Source organism: Streptomyces sp. NPDC029139 (genome assembly GCF_055564335.1).
On sequence record NZ_JBVHWN010000006.1, the window covers coordinates 28,411 to 45,829 of the forward strand.

General features: G+C 72.9%; 15 protein-coding genes and 1 pseudogene. 13 read left to right on the forward strand and 3 right to left on the reverse strand.

Going from position 1 to position 17,419, the window contains the following annotated elements; genetic code table 11:
• Positions 1–6: 6 nt before the first annotated feature.
• The 3 genes from ACZ4VW_RS15925 to ACZ4VW_RS15935 all read left to right on the forward strand — a co-directional run bounded on the left by ACZ4VW_RS15925 (position 7) and on the right by ACZ4VW_RS15935 (position 4,221).
• Entirely contained in the window at positions 7–1,593 is a 1,587-nt protein-coding gene (locus ACZ4VW_RS15925; protein ID WP_467962588.1) for a sulfite oxidase, read from the forward strand.
• 29 nt (positions 1,594–1,622) lie between these two features.
• Complete coding sequence (locus tag ACZ4VW_RS15930) at positions 1,623–3,722, forward strand: ATP-binding protein (RefSeq protein WP_467962590.1); 2,100 nt, start codon at positions 1,623–1,625, stop codon at positions 3,720–3,722.
• Between the two features lie 139 nt (positions 3,723–3,861).
• Complete coding sequence (locus ACZ4VW_RS15935) at positions 3,862–4,221, forward strand: STAS domain-containing protein (protein WP_467962592.1); 360 nt, start codon at positions 3,862–3,864, stop codon at positions 4,219–4,221.
• 76 nt (positions 4,222–4,297) lie between these two features.
• On the opposite strand, the gene ACZ4VW_RS15940 is transcribed toward ACZ4VW_RS15935, so the two are convergent.
• Positions 4,298–7,288, reverse strand: a complete 2,991-nt coding sequence (locus tag ACZ4VW_RS15940; RefSeq protein ID WP_467962594.1) for a carbohydrate binding domain-containing protein — start codon at positions 7,286–7,288, stop codon at positions 4,298–4,300.
• A 280-nt stretch (positions 7,289–7,568) separates the two neighbouring features.
• Here ACZ4VW_RS15940 and nadE point away from each other — a divergent pair, with 280 nt between their 5' ends.
• The 9 genes from nadE (at position 7,569) to ACZ4VW_RS15985 (ending at position 14,025) form a co-directional block, all read left to right on the forward strand.
• A complete protein-coding gene (nadE, locus tag ACZ4VW_RS15945) occupies positions 7,569–8,399 on the forward strand; it encodes an ammonia-dependent NAD(+) synthetase (protein WP_467962596.1) in 831 nt (276 codons plus the stop codon).
• A gap of 113 nt (positions 8,400–8,512) precedes the next feature.
• A complete protein-coding gene (locus tag ACZ4VW_RS15950; RefSeq protein WP_467962598.1) occupies positions 8,513–8,902 on the forward strand; it encodes a VOC family protein in 390 nt (129 codons plus the stop codon).
• A 107-nt stretch (positions 8,903–9,009) separates the two neighbouring features.
• A complete protein-coding gene (locus ACZ4VW_RS15955) occupies positions 9,010–9,276 on the forward strand; it encodes a DUF6381 family protein (RefSeq protein WP_467962602.1) in 267 nt (88 codons plus the stop codon).
• 30 nt (positions 9,277–9,306) lie between these two features.
• Complete coding sequence (locus ACZ4VW_RS15960) at positions 9,307–9,756, forward strand: hypothetical protein (protein WP_467962604.1); 450 nt, start codon at positions 9,307–9,309, stop codon at positions 9,754–9,756.
• 99 nt (positions 9,757–9,855) lie between these two features.
• Positions 9,856–11,136 (forward strand): cytochrome P450, encoded by a 1,281-nt coding sequence (locus ACZ4VW_RS15965; RefSeq protein WP_467962606.1) that lies wholly within the window; start codon positions 9,856–9,858, stop codon positions 11,134–11,136.
• Positions 11,137–11,253: 117 nt separating this feature from the next.
• Positions 11,254–11,943 carry an ABC transporter permease gene (locus tag ACZ4VW_RS15970; protein ID WP_467962608.1) on the forward strand — a complete coding sequence of 230 codons (690 nt, stop codon included), beginning with the start codon at positions 11,254–11,256 and terminating at the stop codon, positions 11,941–11,943.
• On the forward strand, positions 11,940–12,614 hold the full coding sequence (locus ACZ4VW_RS15975; protein ID WP_467962610.1) for an ABC transporter permease: 675 nt from the start codon (positions 11,940–11,942) through the stop codon (positions 12,612–12,614). Before ACZ4VW_RS15970 ends, ACZ4VW_RS15975 begins: the two co-directional genes overlap by 4 nt.
• Positions 12,611–13,561, forward strand: coding sequence for an ABC transporter substrate-binding protein (locus ACZ4VW_RS15980; protein ID WP_467962611.1), 951 nt, complete (start codon positions 12,611–12,613; stop codon positions 13,559–13,561). The genes ACZ4VW_RS15975 and ACZ4VW_RS15980 overlap by 4 nt, the downstream gene beginning before the upstream one ends.
• Before the next feature lie 68 nt (positions 13,562–13,629).
• Positions 13,630–14,025 carry a hypothetical protein gene (locus ACZ4VW_RS15985; protein WP_467962613.1) on the forward strand — a complete coding sequence of 132 codons (396 nt, stop codon included), beginning with the start codon at positions 13,630–13,632 and terminating at the stop codon, positions 14,023–14,025.
• Here ACZ4VW_RS15985 and ACZ4VW_RS15990 read toward each other — a convergent pair.
• A pseudogene (locus ACZ4VW_RS15990) lies at positions 13,958–14,711 on the reverse strand (transposase). The gene ACZ4VW_RS15985 and the pseudogene ACZ4VW_RS15990 sit on opposite strands and share 68 nt — an antisense overlap.
• Positions 14,712–14,851: 140 nt before the next feature.
• On the opposite strand from ACZ4VW_RS15990, the gene ACZ4VW_RS15995 reads away from it, so the two are divergent.
• Positions 14,852–16,219, forward strand: coding sequence for an outer membrane protein assembly factor BamB family protein (locus tag ACZ4VW_RS15995; RefSeq protein WP_467962615.1), 1,368 nt, complete (start codon positions 14,852–14,854; stop codon positions 16,217–16,219).
• Between the two features lie 150 nt (positions 16,220–16,369).
• On the opposite strand, the gene ACZ4VW_RS16000 is transcribed toward ACZ4VW_RS15995, so the two are convergent.
• On the reverse strand, positions 16,370–17,359 hold the full coding sequence (locus ACZ4VW_RS16000) for an acetylxylan esterase (protein WP_467962617.1): 990 nt from the start codon (positions 17,357–17,359) through the stop codon (positions 16,370–16,372).
• Positions 17,360–17,419 lie beyond the last annotated feature (60 nt).

Sequence of the window (17,419 nt, forward strand, 5' to 3'; positions counted from 1 at the left end):
AGAAGCATGACCCTCTCAGATTCCCCGCGCGAACCCACGCGGACGGACCGCCTCCTGGCCGCCCTCGGCGGCCTGGTCTGCGCATACGTCTCCCTCGCCGTCGCCGAACTCGTCGCGGCGGCCGTGCGTCCCGAAGCGGGCCCCGTCACGGCGGTCGGCGGAGCGGTCATCGACTGGACTCCGGCGGAGATCAAGAACTGGGCGATCCGGACCTTCGGCGCGAGCGACAAGCTCGTCCTCCAGCTGGGAATCCTCGTCGTCCTCGCGGTCCTGGCGGCGGCCGTCGGGCTCCTCGCGCTCCGGCACCGGCGTGCCGGAGCCGCCGCGGTCCTCGCCTTCGGCGTGATCGGCGCCCTCGCCGCCGTGGGCCGCCCGGACTCCGCATCGCCGGCGGACGCGCTGCCCTCGCTGGTCGGCGCGGCGGTGGGCGCCCTCCTGCTGTACGTCCTGATCGGCCGGCTGCTCGCCCCCGAGGTCGCGTCCCCGCCCGGCCGTATCGGCGTCCCGGGCCGCCGGAGCTTCCTCCTCGTCGCCGCCTCCACCGCCGTCGCCGCCACGGGCGCCGCGGCGCTGGGCAGGGCGCTCGGCGGCACCCGCAGCCAGGGCGCCGTCGCCTCCCGCGACGCACTCCAGCTGCCGCGGCCCGCGTTGCCCGCGCCCGCCGTGCCGCCCGGCGCCCAGCTTCCCGTGCCGGGCATCAGCCCGTTCATCACCCCGAACAAGGACTTCTACCGCGTCGACACCGCGCTCGTCGTCCCCAAGGTCGACGCCGACGGGTGGCGGCTGCGGATCCACGGGCCCGGAGTCACCCGGGAGCTGACCCTCACCCTCGACGACCTGATGGGCCGTGAGGTGGTCGAGCGGGACCTCACCCTCGCCTGCGTCTCCAACGAGGTCGGCGGACCCTACGTCGGCAACGCCCGCTGGCTCGGCGTCCGGCTGGCCGACCTCCTGCGGGAGGCGGGCGTGAAGCCGCCCTCCGCCGGCGGCAGGGCCGACCAGCTCGTGGCCCGCTCGGTCGACGGCATGACCATCGGCACCCCGGTCGAGGAGGTGATGGACGGCCGCGACGCCCTCCTCGCCTTCGGCATGAACGGCACGCCGCTCCCCTTCGACCACGGCTTCCCCGTCCGGATGCTCGTCCCGGGCCTCTACGGCTACGTCTCCGCCTGCAAGTGGATCGAGGAGATCGAGGTCACCACGTTCGACGCCTACGACGCCTACTGGGTGCCCCGCGGCTGGGCCCGCGAGGCACCGGTGAAGACCCAGTCCCGGATCGACACCCCTCGCCCGCTCGCCCGGCCGAAGGCCGGAACCGTCCCGGTCGCCGGGGTCGCCTGGGCCCAGCACCGGGGCATCGAGCGCGTCGAGGTACGCGTCGACGAGGGCCCCTGGCGGGAGGCCGAACTCGGCGCCGAGGACAGCCGGGACACCTGGCGCCAGTGGGTGTACCGCTGGGAGGCCACCCCCGGCCGCCACACCCTCACGGTCCGCGCCACGGACGGCACCGGAGCCGTACAGACCGAGCGGCGCACGGACACCATGCCGGACGGGGCGAGCGGATGGCACACCGTCGTCGTCACCGTCGAATGACCCGACCGAGGGGTCCGTTCGCACGCGTGATGAGGGAGACTGCTCCCGTGCGTGGACATCTACCCGACGAGAACAACGGTTTCGTGGGGCGCGGCAGAGAACTGGACCGGCTGAACGTGGAGTTGACGGACCACCGTCTGGTCACGGTCACCGGGGTCGGAGGCGTCGGCAAGACGCGGCTCGCCCTCCACACCGCGAAGCGCCTCGCCGCCGGCTACCCCGACGGCGCGTGGTGGGCCGACCTGACCCCGCTCCAGGGGGACCGGCTCCTCGTGGCGAGCGTCGCCGACGCCGTCGACCTGTCCTTCCACACCCCTGGTATGCCCACCACCCTCCTGGGGCAGTGGCTCGCCGAGAAGCGGCTGCTGCTCGTCCTCGACTCCTGCGACCATCTCGCGGACCCCTGCGCCCGGCTGATCAGCGAGCTTCTGGCCGCCGCGCCCGGCCTCACCGTGCTCGCCACCAGCCGGCGCCCCCTCGGCCTGCCGCAGGAGCGGGTGTACGCCCTCGAACCCTTCGCGGCCACGGGCCGCGACGCCATGGACCTGCTGCGACAGCGCGTCGACACGGGCCGGCTGCGCGGCCCCCGCATCCCCGCGCAGCGGCAGGCCGGCCCCGCCACCGAGATCTGCGCCCGGCTGGAGGGCATCCCCCTCGCACTCGAACTGGCCGCGGCGCAGATCCGCCTCCAGGGAGTCGAGGCGGTCCGCACCCAGCTCGGCTCGCGCTTCGACCTCCTCGTCCACCACGAACGCGTCTGGCCGCAGCGGCACCAGACCCTGCGCGCGGCCATCGGCTGGAGCCACGAGCTGTGCGAACCCCTCGAACGGCTCCTGTGGGCACGGCTGACCGTGTTCCGGGGCCCGTTCGACCTCGCCTCGGCCGTCTTCGTGTGCGAGGGCGGCGCGCTGACCCCCGAGAGCCTGCCGGCCGCCCTCGACGCGCTGGTCCGCATGTCCGTGGTCCACCAGGAGGGCCACCGCTACCGGCTCCTCGACACCATCCGCGAGTACGGGGCGGGGTGGCTGGCCGCGCTCGGCGAGACGGAGGCCGTGGCCGACCGGCACGCCGCCTTCTGTCTGGACCTGGCCCGGCGGGCCGCCGCCGGCTGGCTGGGACCCGATCAACTGCACTGGTACACCACGATCGACGAGCGCCACACGGATCTGTGCACCGCGCTGGACCGGCTGCTGCGTACCGACCCCGACGGCGCGCTCGCGCTCGCCGGGGCGGTCGGCTTCTTCTGGTCCTGCTCCGGCCGGCTGCGCGAGGCCCGCGACTACCTGGAACAGGCGCTGGTGCTCAGCGAGGACCGGGGCGCCGAACGGGCCCGGGCGCTGTGGGCGCTGGGAGTGTCGCTCACGCTCCAGGGCGACTTCGCCCCGGCCCAGGAGGTGAGCGAGCGCTGCGCGCGCGAGGCCCGCCACGCCGCGTACATGACGGCGCCGCCGGACCGGAGCGGCGACACCGTCGCCCTGGGAGCGAGGACACTGGACGCCGCCTACCTCGCGGGTCTGCTCGCCCTCATGACCGGCCGTCCCATGGCGGCGCTCGTCGTGGTGGGGCACGTCCTGGACGCCGCCCCCGGCGGCCCGGCCGACTCCGCCGAGCGCCTGCGCTGCCTCCTCGTACGGGTCTTCGCGCTGACCGGCCTCCGCCGCCTCGACGAGGCCCGCGTGGAAGCGGTCTCCCTGCGGCGGACGTGCGCCGAGCTGGGGGAGCACTGGACCCGTGCCTACCTCGACTACCAGCTCGCCCTGATCGGACTGCTCGAAGGAGAGCCCGAGTCCGCCGCCGACCACGCCAGGGCCATGCTGGAGGGCAAACGCAAGCTCGGCGACGGCTTCGGGGTGGCCCTCGGCCTCGACCTCCTGGCCGCCGCACTCGCCGCCTCCGGCGACGGCGAACTCGCCGCCGACGTCTCCGGCACGGGCGAGGCATACTGGCGATCCACCGGCCATCCGCAGCGGGGCATGCCCGAACTGCACGCCCTGCGCCGGAAGTACGAACACGAGGCGCGCGAGACGATCGGCTCACCCACCTACGAGCAGATCTTCCTGCGCGCTCTGTCCGGACAGCCGCAGGAGGGCCTCGACCGCGCCCTGCGCGGCGGCTCCCGGCACCGCTGACCCACGGTCGGGTGTCCCCCGGAAGTGGATCACTGGTGCCCTGCGGAGTGACGAGGCGGCGCGCCGTGTTCCGCTGAGCGGGGCGGCCGGTGTTCATGGAGGGGTGAGTACCGCGAGCACCGCACCGATACTGACCGAGATGCACCGTCGCCCCGTGCGTGACCCGGGCGCGGACACCGCGCCCGGCGGCATAGTCGTCCACTCCTGCGCCCACGCCGGCCCCGCGACCCTTCTGGTCCGGCTGGCCGGAGAAGTCGACCACTACAGCGCCGCACCCCTGCGGGCCATACTCGCCTCCGCCGCGGCGGACGGCTGCACCGACCTGATCCTGGACGCCTCCCGCGTCACCTTCTGCGACTCCGGCCTCCTCGCCGTCCTGGACCAGTGGACCCGGCTGGGCCGCCGCTACCGCATCGACGCGCCCCCGCCCGTCGTCCTCAGGCTGCTGCGGGTCGCGGCGGGCACCCTGCACAGCCCGCCGCGCCGCCGGGAGCGGTGAGGGGGCGGTGACGTGAGCGGGCCGCGGCGCCCGACGCCGCGGCCCGCCCGCCCCTCCCGGCCCGTTCGGGGAGGCGCTACCTCAGATACGGCCCCGCCGTGCCGATCCGGCCCGGCCCGTTCAGTACGAACACCCGCAGGTTGCCCTTCCCGGGGGCCGCGACGTTCAGCGTGCCGTCGGTGACGACCCGCCGCTCGCCGCTGACGGCGTCGGTGTAGGTGCCGTTCGGGATGCCGGTGAAGCCGGCCGCGTGCGTGACGGTGACCAGGGCGAAGCTGTCCGTGCTCCCGCTGGTCCACCGCCGCTTGAACGCCATCGGTCCGCTGATGCCCTCGGTGGAGTACTGGCCCGTCTGCAGGGCGGGCACCGCCCGGCGGATCTGGTTGAGCCGCTGGACGTGCCGCGCCAGCGGCTGCGCGAGGGTCTGCGCCACCGCGCCGCTCGCCGACTCGACGGCGGAGAAGTCCGATGCCTTCACGTCTCCCGCGAGATGGTCGCCGAAATAGGCGCGGCCCGTGGTCGAGAGCGGGCAGCTGGGCCCGCAGTCGATCTTCCTGCCCTTCTGGAACTCGATCTCGGAGCCGTAGTACAGCGTCGGGATGCCGCGGAAGGTCCACATCAGCGCCATGTTCTCGGCCCAGGCGTCCGTGCCGCCCGCGTAGCGCTCACTGCTCTTGTTGGGGCCGTAGTCGTGGCTGTCGACGTAGACGACGTTGTAGGTGGCGTCGTTGTAGCTGTCGTCGGAGTCCTTGCCGTTGCCGAAGGCGTTCAGCGCGTCACCGAAGTTCATGTGCATGCGCATGTCGATGACGTTCATCCCGGAGAACCGGCTGTGGTCCGGCGCGTGGTAGCTGTTGCCGTTCAGAAAGGCGTTGGTCGACGTCGGCTGGCCGGCCGGGCCGAGCCGCTGCTCGTGGTCGTACATCTCCAGCGCCGCCCGGGCGTCGTCGAGGGCGTACTCCTTGCGCTCCTTCCAGGTGTAGAACTGGGCGGAGTGGTTGACCGAGCCGCGGTTCCACTTGTCGTTGACGAAGGCGGCGACCTCGCCGAAGACGAAGAAGTTCTTCGCGGCCTCCGCACCGAACTTCTGGCTGACCCGCTCCTGGATGGCGGGCAGGAACCGCCGGTTCCAGGTGGTGCGCGGGATGTGGACGGCGGTGTCGACGCGGAAGCCGTCGACCCCCATGTCGATGTACTTGTCGTACGCGCCGATCAGATAGTTCTGCACGGGCGCGGACTCGGTGTCGAAGTCGGCGAGATCGTCGTGCAGCCAGCAGGAGCGGGAGTCCTCGCCCTCCCAGTTGCCGATCCAGCACTGGTGGTACAGCGACTTCGGGAACATCCCCGAGGTGGGGTTGGGCCACTGGCAGTTGTAGATCCGGTAGCCCTCCGGGGACGTGTACGGGGTCGGCACACCCCAGTTGACACAGGTGTTGCCGGCCGGTTCGGCCGTCGACCACAGGTCGCCGTTGTAGTACGACTTCCCGGACTTCGGCTCGACGGTCAGGCCGTCGTACTCGAAGGAGGAGTTCGGCTCGTCGTAGTGCCCGCCCCACTGGCTGTCGCGGACGCCGTACGCCTTGGGGGTGAACAGGCCCTTGGCGCCCCAGCGGGAGGAGTGGTTGTAGACGACGTCCTGGTAGATCTTCATGCCCTTGGCGTGGGCGGCGTCGATGAGGTCCTGGTAGGAGGCGCCGGCCGACTCCAGACGGGCGTCCACCCTGTAGAAGTCGTAGCCGTGGTACCCGTGGTAGTCGTAGTCGGACCGGTTGAGCACCACGGGGGTGATCCACACGGCGGAGAAGCCGAGGCCCTTGATGTAGTCGAGCTTGTCCACCAGGCCCTTGAAGTCCCCCCGGAACATGGGGTCCCCGGCGGCGGCGTTGCCCGACCTGGTGTGCTGGCTCCCGCCCCGGTTGTTGGCCGGGTCGCCGTCGTTGAAGCGCGCGGTCAGGACGAAGTAGATCGGGTCCTTGCGCGGGTCGGTGCCGAGCGGTCGGCCCGTGGGCGGCGCCGGGGGCGCCGTCCCGGTGGTCGCCCGGGCGGGCGCCGAGGCGGCGGAGGCGTTGCCGGCGGCGTCGAGGGCCCTGACGGTGTAGGTGTAGGCGGTGCTCTCCTCCAGGCCGGTGTCGGAGAACACGGTGGAGCCGACGTCCGTGACCACCGTGCCGCGCGTGCCGCCGGTGCGGGTCACCTGGTAGCCCGTCACCCCTTTGTCGTCGGTGGCGGGCTGCCAGGTGAGGACGATCGAGGTGCCGTCGGCGCGCGCGGCGACGCCGGTGGGGACGGTCGGCGCCCGCGTGTCCGGGACCTCGGCGGCGCAGGGATCGGCGGCGCCCGGGGTGACGACCCGGTTCTCGACCGTGGTCGAGCCGGCGGGAAGCGCGTAGTTCACGCCGTTGTTGTTGTCCCAGATCCCGTTGCCGTTGTTGAAGACGGCGCTCATGGTGGTGGCCGAGCCCAGGTCGACGGTCCGCTTCCACCAGCCGGGGCAGGCGGCCTCCATGCCGACGCCCGGGACGGTGGTCCAGGCTCGGCCGGCCGGGGCGTAGTGCAGGTTGACGGTGGACCAGCCGAGGGCGGCGGTGGAGTAGTAGACGGTGGCCCGGTTGCCGGGGTCGGTGGGTCCGCCCGGGGCGCCGGCGCACGGGTCGGAGTGGGCGACCACGCCGTCCTTGACCGTGACGGTGCCCGTCCCCAGGTCGTAGTTGCCTCCGCCGTTGTTGTCCCAGGTGCCGGCGCCGTCGGTGAAGGTGGCCTGCAGCCCCTCCGCCGTGCCCAGGGTGACGGTCTTCTTCACCCAGTCCGTGCAGGCCGCCTCCATCGTCACGCCGGGGACGGTGGTCCAGGCACCGCCGTCGGGCGCGTAGTGGAGGCGGTAGGCCGACCAGTTCTTCGTCTTCGTGAAGTAGAAGACCGTGGCGGTGTTCTCGGCTGCCGTGGCGGGCGCCCGGGGGACGGCGGCCGGTTCGGCCGGCGGGGCGGCGGCGAGCAGGCCGAGCAGACAGGCGGCGGCCGTCGCGGCCGCCGGGGCGCGTCCGAAGCGCCGTAAGGGTGTGCGTCGCATGCGTCTCTTCTCCGGAGGGGGCCGTGGCCGAAAGAGTCACGGCGAAGGTGAAAGAGTGACCGGCAACTTGCAGCAAGCGTTTGCGGCCCGCAAGTTACCCGTGCATGACAGGCGCGTAAAGAGTCCGGACACGATCCCCCGGAGGCCGGGAGCATCGAGGCCCTGTGCGCTGCCCGCGCGCCGCGCCGCATAGAGTCGACTCGGCTCGCGGCCCGGCGCCTGACCGGCGCACCGGACCCGCGCCCGCCCCGTACCGCCGAACCAGCCCGAGGAGCACTCCGTGACCGACGCGGTGTCCACCGCCCTGCAGCAGCAGATCGCCAGGGAACTCGAGGTTTCCCCGTCGTTCGACCCGCTCGCCGAGATCGAGCGCCGGGTCGCCTTCCTCACCGAGCGCCTCACCTCCACGGGGCTGCGCAGCCTCGTGCTCGGCATCAGCGGCGGCGTCGACTCCACGACCGCGGGCCGGCTCTGCCAGCTGGCCGTCGAGCGGGCCAGGGCCGCCGGACACGACGCCACCTTCTACGCGATGCGCCTGCCCTACGGCGTCCAGGCCGACGAGCAGGACGCCCAGCTCGCCCTGGGCTTCATCGCCGCCGACCGGGTCCTGACCGTGGACGTCAGGCCGGCGAGCGACGCGGCCCTCGACGCCGCGCTCGCCGGTGGCCTGACCTTCCGGGACGCCCACCACCAGGACTTCGTCCAGGGCAACATCAAGGCCCGGCAGCGGATGATCGCGCAGTACGCCGTCGCGGGCGCCCACGACGGCCTCGTCGTCGGCACCGACCACGCCGCGGAGGCCGTCTCCGGCTTCTTCACCAAGTACGGCGACGGCGCGGCCGACCTCGTCCCGCTGACCGGCCTGACCAAGCGCCGCGTGCGAGCCGTCGCGGAGGCCCTGGGCGCCCCCGCCGAGCTGGTCTGGAAGACGCCCACGGCCGACCTGGAGACCCTCGACCCGGGCAAGCCCGACGAGGACGCGCTCGGCGTGACGTACGACGACATCGACGACTTCCTGGAGGGCAAGCCGGTGGGAGAGGCCGCCTTCGCCTCGATCGTCCGCCGCTACGAGCTCACCGACCACAAGCGCCGGCTGCCGATCGCTCCCTGAGGGTGATGTGCGGCGACCATCCGGACGCGAGCCCGCGTGGCGAGCGTCCGGACGGTGGTCCGCTGGGGGTGCCCCCGGAGTTCCGACGGGCCCCACACGAAGGAGACAGCGGCATGCTCGGACAGTCGAAGGCGTTCAGTGGCTTCTCGGTCGACGACCTCGGCAAGGCCCGCCGGTTCTACGGCGAGACCCTCGGCCTCCCGGTCGAGGAGAGCGGCGAGGGCGACATGAGGATGCTCACCCTCAAGCTGGGCACCGGCGCCAGCGTCTTCGTCTACCCCAAGGAGACGCACACGCCCGCGTCCTTCACGATCCTGAACTTCCCCGTGGACGACATCGACGCCGCCGTCGACGAGCTGACCCGGCGCGGGGTGACCTTCGAGCGCTACGCCGAGTTCGACGCCGACGAGAAGGGCATCGTCCGGACCCCGGAGGGCCCGGCGGCGATCGCCTGGTTCACGGACCCGGCCGGCAACATCCTGTCCGTCCTCCAGGAGAGCTGACCGCGCGGGCTCGGCGCGGTGCGGGGCGCGGCGCCGGCCCCGTCCTCGCCCGCAGCCGGAGTTTCCCCGCCCGCCGTGCGGGAAGCAGCCGCCCGAGGAGGCGCATCATGACCGCACGAGAGAACGAGCCGTACGGCACCGGGGCCGGGGGGCGGGAAGCAGCCCGACGCGAGGGCGAGGGCGCGCACGCCCGTGCCCAGCACCAGCGCGACAAGGCCGAACACCTCCTGCAGCGCGCCCGCCGCAGCACCGACCCGGAGGAGGCCGCGCGCCTGCGGGAGCAGGGCGAACAGCTCAAGGAGCGCAGCGAACGGGCCCTCAGCGAGGAACACGAGCCCACGCCCGGCGACCTCCACGAGGAGTATCCCGGCTAGGGGTGTCCGCACATGGCCTAGGGTCGTCCGATGGGCCTCTTCGACCGACTGACCGGAACCAGGTATCCCGACGCCGGTGTCGTACCGCGTTCCGCCGAGGACGTCCGGGCGGCGCTGCTCGCGATCAACGGACCCGCCGTGCCCTTCGTCGTGCGCGACGCCACCCCCGCGGAGCGCGCCGACCTGGTGGCCCAGTGGCGGGTCCGGGAGCTGAGCCTGACGCTGCGGACGCGGATGCGCCTGGTCCCGGCGGACCGCGAGGTGCGCGCCCTGGACGAGCAGTGGGACGCGCGGCAGCGTGAGTACGGCCGCGGGAACGCCCCCAGGGTGTCGCGGCAGTGGACCTACGAGCGGGGCCCGGACGGGCGCAGGCGCAGGGTGGAGACGTTCCGCTTCGACTCACGGGAGATGAAGAACCCCCTGCGGGACGCGGTCCTCGGCGCCGGATGGACCTGGCGGGGAGTGACGTACAGGCTGTGAGCCACGCGCCGCGCGAGGCGTAGGCCGCGCGGCGGCGGCAGGCGGGTGAAAGTCCGGTCCTCAGGTGTGACCCGTCGTTCCCACGGGCACCCGGCCGACATGGCCCCCATCACTCCCGACAGCACCGCCGCCCTGCTCCTCAAGGGCTACGCCTGGCTCCCCGACCTTCGCCGCCGTCGCGGCGCCGACGGCGCGCCGGTGCGGATCCGGCTCCTGGGGAAGCCGGCGGTCGTCCTGCACGGCCCCGACGCCGTCGCCTTCTTCTACGACGCACGGCACGTACGGCGCCACGGAGCCCTCCCCGGCCCCGTCCTCGACACGCTCTTCGGCCGCGGCGCCGTCCACACCCTGGACGGCGAGGAGCACCGGGTGCGCAAGGCGCTCTTCGTCCACCAACTCACGGAGCCCGCCGCCGTCGCCGAGCTGGTCGACCGCGTCCGGGCCGAGTGGCAGCGGGCCTTCGCGCCGCCGCACGGCCGCGAGGTGGTGCTCTTCGACGAGGCCGCGCTCGTCCTGGCCCGCGCGGTGTGTGCCTGGGCCGGCCTGGCGCTGACGGAGCGGCAGACCGTCAGCATGGCCCGGGACTGCGTCGCCATGGTCGACGGTTTCGCCACCCCCGGCCCCCGCCACCTGCGGGCCCGGCGTGCCCGCGCCCGCCAGGAAGAGACCCTCGCCCGCCTGGTCGAGGCGGCCCGTGGCGGGGCGCCCCACGCCCCCGGCACCCCGTTCGACGCCGTCGTGCGCCACCACGACGCCGACGGCACGCCACTGGACCCGCGGACGGCCGCCGTGGAGCTCCTCAACATCGTGCGGCCCACCGTCGCCATCGCCTGGTTCGTCGCGTTCGCCGCCCACGCCATGGACCGCTGGCCCGGTCAGCGCCGGATGCTGCGCGAGGACGCCGGCCCGCTCGGGGAGCCGTACTCCGAGACGTACACCGGGACCCAGCCCGGTTCCTACGCCGAACCCTTCGCGCACGAGGTCCGCCGCTTCTACCCCTTCGCGCCGTTCCTCGGCGGTCTGGCCGCGGCCGACCTGCACCGGGAAGGCCAGGACATCGCCGGGGGCACCCTCGTCCTGCTCGACGTCTACGGGCAGAACCACGACCCCGAACTGTGGCACGACCCCTACCGCTTCGACCCCGAGCGGTTCCTGCGGCGGCCGCCGCTGCCCGACGAGCTGATCCCCCAGGGCGGCGGCCACGTCAAGAACGGCCACCGCTGCCCCGGCGAGGACATCACCATCGCCGTCCTCTCCGCCCTGGCGACGGAACTGGCCGGGATGGAGTACACCGTGCCGGAGCAGGACCTGCGCATCCCTCTCCACCGCATCCCGACCCGCCCCCGCAGCGGCTTCCGTTTCGTCCCCCGCCCCGCCTGACCCGCCGCACCTCGACCGGCCGGACGGTCGCCTGAACGGCCATGACGGCCGCGACGCGGTGGCCCGAACGGCCCGGTCCGGCGTGCACCGGGCCCGGCCGCCGCCTGGAATGGGAGGATGACCGCGCCTCCGGACGACTGCCTCGCGCGCAACGAGTGGATCTGCGGCGCCTATCTCTCCTCCCGGAGGGAGATCCTCGGCGACGCCGTCGTCCAGCACGTCCAGCTCACCGCGGTCTCCGTCGCCCTCGGGCTGCTGCTCGCCGTGCCCCTCGCCGTGCTGGCCCGCCGTCTGCGCTGGACGGCCGCCCCGGTCCTCGGGATCACCACGATCCTGTACACGATCCCGTCCCTCGCGATGTTCTCGCTGCTCCTGCCGGTCTACGGACTCAGTGCCTCGCTCGTCGTCGCCGGGCTCGTGCTGTACTCCCTCACCCTGCTCGTACGGAACATCCTGGCCGGCCTCCGTGCCGTTCCCGAGGACACCCGGCAGGCCGCGCGCGGCATGGGGTACGGCCCCCTCCGGCTGCTGTTCGCCGTCGAACTCCCGCTCGCCCTCCCCGCCGCGATGGCGGGGCTGCGCATCGCCACCGTCTCCGCCGTCTCCCTGGTCACCATCGGAGCGATCGTCGGACACGGCGGACTCGGCAACCTCATCTACTCCGGGATGAACACCTACTTCAAGGCACAGGTCCTCACCGCCTCCGTCCTCTGCGTGATCATCGCCGTCGTCGCCGACCTGCTGCTGCTCGGTCTGCAACGGCTGCTCACGCCCTGGACGGCACCGGCCCGCGGGCAGACCGCGTGAACACCCTCATCGCCGGCTGGGACTGGCTCACCAGCGCCGCCCACTGGTCCGGCGACGACGGCGTCGGACACCGGCTCGCCGAACACCTCTTCCTCACCGTCGTCTGCCTCGCGCTGAGCTGCGCGATCGCCCTCCCGGTCGCGCTGGTCCTCGGCCACCTCGGCAAGGGCGGGGCCCTCGCCGTCAACGTCTCCAACGTCGGCCGCGCCGTGCCCACCTTCGCGGTCCTCGTCCTGCTGCTGCTCAGCCCGGTCGGCGCGTACGGGCAGTGGCCCACGATCATCGCGCTCGTCCTGTTCGCCGTACCACCGCTGCTCACCAACGCCTACGTCGGCATGCGGGGCGTCGACGCCGACGTCGTACGGGCGGCGCGGGGGATGGGGATGACCGGCCCCCAGACGCTGTTCCGGGTCGAGCTGCCGCTCGCGCTGCCGCTGGTCCTCGCCGGTGTCCGGATCGCCGCCGTGCAGCTCGTGGCCACCGCCACCGTCGCCGCGCTCGCCGGCGGCGGCGGGCTCGGCCGCATCATCACGGCCGGCTTCAACCTGGCCTCCACCCCACAGGTCGTCGCGGGCGCCGTCCTCGTCGCCGCCTTCGCCCTCGTGGTCGAGGCCGTCTTCGAGGGGGTCGCCCGCCTCGGCCCCGGCCGGGCGTGGCGGAGCGCCGGATGAGCGCGCGGAGGGCCGCCGCGGGCATGGCGGCGCTGCTCGCCCTCACCGGCTGCGCCACCGGCCCCTCCCTGGAGAACCGGGGGGAGGTCACGGGGCCGCCCGGCGACAGCCGGCATCTGACCATCGGCTCCGCCGGCTTCACCGAGAGCGATCTGCTCGCCCGGATGTACGCCCTGCTTCTCGAAGAGGCCGGCTACGGCACCCAGATTCTCTCCGTCACCAACCGCGAGATCTACGAACCGGCCCTGGAGAGCGGCCGGATCGACGTCGTCCCGGAGTACGCCGCCACGTTCGCCGACTGGCTGAACGCCAAGGTCAACGGTGCCCAGGCACCGACCGTCGGCTCACCCGACCTCACCGCGACCATGACCGCGCTGCGCGGCCTGGCGGGCCCGCGCGGACTGTCCGTCCTCGACGCGGGGAAGGCCGTCGACCAGAACGCCTTCGCCGTCACCGCCGCGTACGCCACCGAGCACCGGCTCAGAACCCTCAGCGACCTGGGCGGGGCGAAGCTGCCGGTACGGCTCGCGGCGGGCGACGAGTGCGTCCAGCGGCCGTACTGCGCGCCCGGCCTGAAGAAGACGTACGGCATCGACGTCATCGCCGTCGATCCGAAGGGCGTGGGCACCACACAGGCCAAACAGGCCGTGCAGAGCGGCCGGGACCAGATGGCCCTGACGACCACCACCGACGCCACGCTCGACGACTTCGGTCTCGTCCTGCTCGCCGACGACAAGAACCTTCAGAACGCCGACCACATCGTCCCGGTCGTCAACCGCTCACGGGCCGGCGGCAAGGGCGTCACCACCGCCCTCGACCGTCTCAACACGGTCCTGACGACGGCCGATCTCGCCCGGATGAACGAGCAGGTGGACAGCTGGCGCCGGCTCCCCGAGGACGTCGCGCGGAACTACCTCCGCGCCAAGGGGTTGATCGCGGGGGGCTAGGTCGTGTCCGATGGGTCGTGTGAGCTGAACAGGGCTGTGGCCTGGTGTTCGCTGAACGAAGGGGGCACATGGCGCGCGATACAGCCGAAGCAGAGGCGAGGATGAAGGGGATCACGTTTCCTGCCTGGCACGGAAAGCACTACGTGACCTTGGCTGAGCTACTGGTTCGCCTCGGCAGCTTCGGGCTGGACCTGACGTGGCGCGTCGAATTCGACGCGATCGTCGATCCTCGCTGTGTCGAGATGGAAAAACGGTCGGCCGACGCCGGCATGGACACACTGACACTGCTGTCGCTGACGACCCCCTTCCTTCAGTTGATCGATGCCGAAGCGCGGGGGTTCGCCGGGGACGAGTTGGTGCTCGTCCTGACCGAATTCGACAGCTCCTCGTGGGACGTCAGGGCTGTCGACGAGCGCGTACTCGACGAACTTCGCCACCACTACCCGGATGCCAAGGACCTCTGAGCGGGGGCCCTTCACTCCGGACGAGCCACAGGCGGATCGCCGCCACGGTGACCGTTCCATGGAAGACGTACGCCCGTTCGTCGAAGCGCGTGGCGATGGCTCGGAAGTTCTTGAGCCGGTTGATGGTCCGCTCGACTTCGTTGCGGCGGCGGTAGACGGTCTTGTCGAACCCTGTGGGCCGCCCTGGCTGCCGCGGCGTCGGCGGTTGGCCCGCTGGTCTCTCGGCGCGGGGACAGTGTGCTTGATCTGGCGTCTGCGCAGGTGAGGTTGGTTGCGGTGTGACGAATGACTTCATCTCCCCCGACATGGTCGGGCCGGGTGCGCGGTCGTCCACCAGCCTGTCGGGGTGCCCGGATCTCTTCCAGGACGGGAATCATCTGCGGTGCGTCCCCCCACCGGCCGGGCGTCACGACAAACCCGGCCCTCGGCATCGGCGTCCGCCTGGACGGCCCGCAGAATCCTCTCCCACGTGCCGTCCGCCGACCACCTTCGATGACGGTCGTGGACCGTCTTCCAGCTGCCGAAGCAGGGGGGCAGGTCCCGCCAGGGCAGGCCGGTTCGATGCCGGAACAGAATCCCGTTGATCACCCGGCGGTGGCATCGCCGGCGTCGCCCCGTCCACGATTGGTCGGCAGGTGCGGCTCCAGCCGAGGCCACTCTTCATCCGAAAGATCTCCCCGCCCCATGTCCCCGGGCACGAGTTCCCAGCGACAGCGTCACTCGTCCCATCGGACATGGCTTGGCGGGCCGGTGCCCGCGGGGCGCTGATCAGGTGTGCTCTAGCCTGACGGGGATTCGACCGTTCGAGCCAGGGGTGGGGATCCGCATGGCAGCGCGCACGACCGACGACACGGGACGCGGGCGGGGGCGGTGGCCGTCGGGCCGCCGGGGATCGGGGCGCGGGCTCCGCCCCCTGCTCGCGGCCGTCACCGCGCTGTGCGCCCTCGGACTTGTCACGGGCTGCTCCGCCCTGGGGAGTTCGCTGCGCCTCGTCTGGGAGGCCCCGGTCGACAACGGCGCCAGGGACTACGGCAACGGGGCCTGGCTGGTCGGCGAGACGCTCGTCCGCAGCCGGTACGACGCGGTCGGCGCCTTCGACGCGAGGACGGGCAAGGTCCGCTGGGAGTACGCCCCGCCCGGGCAGGAGCACATCTGCGCCGTCAGCCGCCGCACGGCCGGCTCCGTCCTCCTGATCGCCCGGGGGGACGTGATGAACGCGGGATGCTCGACGGTCGCCGCGCTCGACCTCATGAGCGGCCGCGAGCGGTGGCACACGTCCCGCACCCCCGGGGGAGACCTGACCGAGACGTTCACGGACATGGTCGCCGTCGGTGGCGGGGTCGCCGTCCTGCGGGACGCCGACGAGATGTGGACCCTCGACGACGACCTGTGGACCCCCGACTCCCGGCCCGCCGTCTCCGGAACGAAGGCGCTGCGCGCCTTCGACCTGCGGACCGGCGCCCCGCGCTGGACGGCCGCCGTCCCCGAGGACTGTGTGCCCGAGCAGGTCGCCGCCGGGGAGCGGCAGGTCGTCGCCGTACTCGCCTGTGGCCGCACCGAACTGCGGCTGGCCGCGTTCGACCCGGCCGGCGGCGGGCTGCGGTGGACCGCTTCCCTCGGCGGGCGGACGGCGCCCGCACCGGACGGGCAGGTGGCCCTGCTGTCGGCCGAGCCGCCGGTCGTGCAGAACGGCGGGACGACGGAGGGCGGGCAGGGCGCCTTCCTCCTCTTCGGAGAGGACGGGAAGGCGGCCGGCCGGATCGAGACCACCGGCGGATACGGAACCATCCACGCGCATGCGCCGGCCCTCGTGACCGTCGCGGACGGGCGGCTCTACGCCGGCGCCGAGATCAGAGAGCGCAAGTCGTACCGGGACCGGGTGGTCGCCTTCGACCTCGCGAGCGGCAGCCAGGTCTGGCTGGAGAACGTGGCCGTCGCGGGCGGCCTGCGCGCCCTCGACGTGACCGGCGGCCGGGTGACCGTCCTCGCCGACCGCGGCTCCCGGCAGGACAGCCTCGACGAACTGGTGGTGCTCGACGCCGCCACCGGTGAGGAGAAGGAGAGCGTCGACACCGGCAGCGACGTGGACGGGCACAAGGGCGAACTGGCGGGCGTGCGCGTGTACGAGGACCTGGTCGTCGCCGTGCGCTGGGGCTCGGGAGTGCGCCCCTTCTCGGCGTACACGCGCGACTGACGGGCCGGGCCGGCGGGAATCGTCGGACACGCCCCAGGGCTGACCGCCGGGTCCCTCGGACGATCGCCCCGAGCACCCCCGGAGTACCCCGCCTCCTCCCGCACGATCGGCCGCGCCCGGGGGGGACCGCCCTCGTGTCCTGCCGCGGACTCAGTCGCGGGCGGGCACCCCCTCGCGCAGTTTCCGGGGGAGCCAGCGGAGTTGGGCCGCCTGCTGGAAGGTCGCGCCGCCCTCGTGGTCGTTGAAGTCGTAGACCTCGATGCCCTTCTCCTCGTGGGCGTACGCGTTGAAGGCCGCGAAGACCGTCGACGGCGGACAGGTCAGGTCCTCCAGGCCGGTCGAGAAGAGCGCCGGAGCCGTGGCGCGTGCCGCGAAGTGGACCCCGTCGAAGTAGGCGAGGGTCCGGCGCACCTGCTCGGTCCGGCCCCGGTGGGTCTTCAGATAGCTGCCGATCTCGCGGTACGGCTGCCGGTCCGTGATCGTCGTCGCGCGCGGGAAGTCGCACAGGAACGGCACGTCCGGCGCCACGGCGACCAGGCCCCGTACGAGCCCCGCGACCGCCAGCGTGATGCCGCCGCCCTGGCTCACCCCGGTCACGGCCGTGCGCGCCGCGTCCACCAGCGGATGCGAGCGGGCCGCCTCCACGGCCCGCACCGCGTCGGTGAAGAGACGGCGGTAGTAGAACGCGTACGGATCCTCGACACCGCGGGTCATGAACCCGGGGAACGCGGGCGCGCTGCCCACGGGGTCGGGGGTGTCACCGGTCGCCCAGCCGCTGCCCTGGCCCCGGGTGTCCATCACGAAGTGCGCGAACCCGGCCGAGGCCCAGAGCAGATGCGAGTGGGGCAGGCCGCGCCCGCCTCCGTACCCGAGGAACTCGACGACCACCGGCAGGGGCGCGCGCGTTCCGGCCGGCAGGACGAACCACCCCTTGACGGGATGACCGCCGAACCCGGCGAAGGTCACGTCGTACACCTCGACCGTCGCGAGCCCGGTCCCCACCGGGTCGAAGCGCGCGCCGAGTTCGTGGTCGCGCGCCTCGTCGAGGGTCTTGGACCAGAAGGCGTCGAAGTCCTCCGGCTCCTCGGACAGGCTCCGGTACGTGCGGAGTTGGTCGAGCGGGAGGTCGAACTGGGCCATGAACGCCGCCTTTCCGTGTGAGGCCGCGCCCGGCCTCCTGGCCGGTCGCTCCGGCCGAGA

Coding starts and splice junctions, on each gene's coding strand:
- ACZ4VW_RS15935 (WP_467962592.1), top strand. CDS start 3,862: ATGCACCGTCGCCCCGTGCGTGACCCGGGCGCGGACACCGCGCCCGGC.
- ACZ4VW_RS15960 (WP_467962604.1), top strand. CDS start 9,307: ATGGGCCTCTTCGACCGACTGACCGGAACCAGGTATCCCGACGCCGGT.
- ACZ4VW_RS15985 (WP_467962613.1), top strand. CDS start 13,630: ATGGCGCGCGATACAGCCGAAGCAGAGGCGAGGATGAAGGGGATCACG.
- ACZ4VW_RS15950 (WP_467962598.1), top strand. CDS start 8,513: ATGCTCGGACAGTCGAAGGCGTTCAGTGGCTTCTCGGTCGACGACCTC.
- ACZ4VW_RS15925 (WP_467962588.1), top strand. CDS start 7: ATGACCCTCTCAGATTCCCCGCGCGAACCCACGCGGACGGACCGCCTC.
- ACZ4VW_RS15970 (WP_467962608.1), top strand. CDS start 11,254: ATGACCGCGCCTCCGGACGACTGCCTCGCGCGCAACGAGTGGATCTGC.
- ACZ4VW_RS15955 (WP_467962602.1), top strand. CDS start 9,010: ATGACCGCACGAGAGAACGAGCCGTACGGCACCGGGGCCGGGGGGCGG.
- ACZ4VW_RS15995 (WP_467962615.1), top strand. CDS start 14,852: ATGGCAGCGCGCACGACCGACGACACGGGACGCGGGCGGGGGCGGTGG.
- ACZ4VW_RS15940 (WP_467962594.1), bottom strand. CDS start 7,288: ATGCGACGCACACCCTTACGGCGCTTCGGACGCGCCCCGGCGGCCGCG.
- ACZ4VW_RS15980 (WP_467962611.1), top strand. CDS start 12,611: ATGAGCGCGCGGAGGGCCGCCGCGGGCATGGCGGCGCTGCTCGCCCTC.
- ACZ4VW_RS16000 (WP_467962617.1), bottom strand. CDS start 17,359: ATGGCCCAGTTCGACCTCCCGCTCGACCAACTCCGCACGTACCGGAGC.
- ACZ4VW_RS15930 (WP_467962590.1), top strand. CDS start 1,623: ATGAGGGAGACTGCTCCCGTGCGTGGACATCTACCCGACGAGAACAAC.
- ACZ4VW_RS15965 (WP_467962606.1), top strand. CDS start 9,856: ATGGCCCCCATCACTCCCGACAGCACCGCCGCCCTGCTCCTCAAGGGC.